Consider the following 2292-nt stretch of genomic DNA (forward strand, 5'->3'; position numbering starts at 1 on the left):
CTCGACCACTGCGCGGTCTCCGGGTTCCAGCCCCGCGAGCTGGGCCCCGGCCTCCAGCTCGACCGAGGCGGGCAGCGGCGGGGGTGAGAACGGGCTGGTCCACCAGGATTCGGAGGCCTCGTCGACGACCGCGGCCACCGCGTCGGCGGCTCCACCGGTGTAGTCCAGGATCCTTCGGGCCGCGGCCGCGGACGGTTCCCGCCCGGTGCGGGCTGCGGCCAGAGCCCGGATCTCGGAGTGGTCGAGTGCCCCGAGGTGCAGGATCTCGCGGGCGAGGGTGGAACACAGGTCCGCGGACGGCCCCTCCGAGGGGTTCCCTGCGGTGAGGACCAGGAGAACCGCACCGTCGACGGAGGTCTCGAGAGCCGATCCGAGTGCGCGGAGGGATCCTGGATCGGCGTGGTCGGCGTCGTCGATCACGATGACCGTCCCGGCGCCGGCGCCCCCGAGCGCGGCGTCGAGCTCGTCGACCACCCGGGACCCGGTCCGCTCGACCCCGGCCGGACCGGGCGTCTCGCCGTCACCCGGCGGGGCGACCGGGGGAAGTCGCCGGAGGATCCGGTCCGCGATCACCCACCGGACGTCGTGTTCCCACGGCAACGCCCTGGTCAGCACCGTGGTCACGCCGGTGGTTCCGGTGAGCAGGGTGTCGACGAGGTGACTCTTGCCCGCACCGTACGGGGCGGTCACCAGGACCACTGACGACCCGCGGTCCACCACCGCGCCGTGGAGCTCACGGAGTCGTTCCACGACGCGGTGGTGACCGTGGCGGGGGATGAGGGAGGGCATGGTGGTCATGACCTCAGCGTAGGTCGGCCGCCGGGGTCTCGATCCGTTCCCGAGAACCGTCGGACCTGCCGTCGGGACCGGCGCCGATGAGGGTGTCGGGGACCTGGGCGACCAGGCCCGGCGAGCGCGGGACGGCGAGGGTGATCACGGCCCCGACCAGGGCGACGCCCGCGAAGACGAGGAACGAGGTCTCCGCCTGGAGTCCCGCGGCGACGAGGAGGCCGCCGATGACCGGACCGAGGATTCCGCCCAGGCGCCCGAAACCCGCGCACCAGGCCACACCCGCCGCGCGGGAACCGGTCTCGTAGTAGTTCGAGACGAAGCCGTAGACGAGTACCTGGGTCCCGATGGTGCCCATGCCGGCAGCGGCGACGAGCAGGATCATCAGTGCGATCGGCGGGGAGAGGGTCACGGCGACCAGGGCGGACGTGGCCAGGAGGAAGGAGCAGGCCACGATCACGCGCGGGCCGTGTCGGTCGGCCAACCGCGATGCAGCCAGCCCGCCGGCGATGGCACCGCCGTTGAGGACCAACAGGAAGCCGAGGGAACTCTTTGCGTCGATGCCGTACGTCTCCATGATCGTCGGCAGCCACGTGTTCAGCCCGTAGGTGAGGAGGAGCCCGGCGAAACTCATGAACCCCAGCAGGAGGGAGCCGAGTCGATAGGCCGGGGTCAGCAGCCCGGCGAATCCGGTGGGCGACGCTGCGGCGGTACCCGCTGCGCCGGAGCCGTGAGAGCTCCCGGCGGGGGCGTCGATGAAGGCGTTGACCGGCAATCCGCGGGCGGTACACAGGGCGACGGCCTCGTCGGTGCGCCCCCGCGAGGAGAGCCAGCGCGGCGACTCGGGCAGGGCGTACCACGCGTAGGGCAGGACGATGACGAGGGGCAGTGCGCCGATGAGGAACAGTCCCCGCCAGCCGATGTGGTCGCGCAGCAGCATCGCGAGGGCCGAGGCGAGGACTCCGCCGGCGGGGATTCCGCTGTAGACCACGGCGTTGAACAGGTTCCGCCGCCCCGCGGGGGCGAACTCGGCGATGATCGCACCGGCGGTGGCGACGATCGCGCCGATTCCGAGGCCGGTGAGAAGGCGCAGGATCCCGAACGTCGTGATGTTCTGCGCGAAAGAGGTGGCGGCCATGCCCACCGAGAACCAGGCGATCGAGCCGAGCATGATCCTCCGACGTCCGATGCGGTCACCGACGGCGCCCGCGCTCAGCGCTCCGATCATGACTCCGACGAGGGCGTACGAACCCAGGGCCCCGGCCTGAGCGGCACCGAGCGGGCCGATCTGGCCGGGGTCCGCCATGAGCGTGGGCAGGATCGCGCCGTAGATCACGAGGTCGTAGCCGTCGAAGAGGATGGCCAGCGCGACAACGGCCAGTACTCCGTAGACGGTTCGCCGATGCGCTGGGGACTCCCAGACGTCGGCTGTGGTTGCGGTCTTCTCGGTCACGGTGGACCTCCGATGGGGGATGGGTGGGACGGGACGGGGGGCGGGACGGG

The 2292-nt window shown here is 71.7% G+C and carries 2 protein-coding genes; both read right to left on the reverse strand.

Going from position 1 to position 2292, the window contains the following annotated elements:
• On the reverse strand, window positions 1-798 hold a 798-nt coding region (locus G6022_RS15000), incomplete at its 3' end, for an ATP-binding protein (RefSeq protein WP_182691890.1).
• A 4-nt stretch (window positions 799-802) separates the two neighbouring features.
• Window positions 803-2242, reverse strand: coding sequence for an aromatic acid/H+ symport family MFS transporter (locus tag G6022_RS15005; protein ID WP_347237819.1), 1440 nt, complete (start codon window positions 2240-2242; stop codon window positions 803-805).
• Window positions 2243-2292 lie beyond the last annotated feature (50 nt).

It is taken from the genome of Dietzia sp. Cai40 (assembly GCF_014145165.1).
GTDB classification, from domain to species: Bacteria; Actinomycetota; Actinomycetes; order Mycobacteriales; family Mycobacteriaceae; genus Dietzia; species Dietzia natronolimnaea.